The following is a 306-nucleotide window of genomic DNA, read 5'->3' on the forward strand; positions in this document are numbered from 1 at the left end:
GGTTAATTGCACATTGTTGATGGCGCTCAACGACAAGGTACCTTTATCGTTCTGCACATAAATCCCCGCCGGACGGTCCAGCCAGCGGTTAGCCTCATCCCCGCGCACCGTTGATGCACTGATGATATCGCGGCCTTTCAGAGTCACCCGGTCATCCCCCTGAATCTGGCCGCCCCGGTTGGTGAGCGTCTGTTGGGCCGCTAAATCTACTTTGCCGCCGCGAATAAAACCGCTGTTGGTCAGGTTGTTGGCCGTCAGTTGAGTGACGTCACGCCCGCTGATGGTGCCGCTGTTGGTGATATCGCC

At 57.5% G+C, this 306-nt stretch carries 1 protein-coding gene; it reads right to left on the reverse strand.

Translation table 11 applies throughout. The features are described from left to right. A partial coding sequence (locus SLS51_RS23525) for a hypothetical protein (protein WP_323840882.1) occupies positions 1-306 on the reverse strand: 306 nt, incomplete at both ends.

Origin of the sequence: Photorhabdus africana (assembly GCF_035181445.1) — a bacterium.
In the GTDB taxonomy this organism is placed as follows: domain Bacteria; phylum Pseudomonadota; class Gammaproteobacteria; order Enterobacterales; family Enterobacteriaceae; genus Photorhabdus; species Photorhabdus laumondii.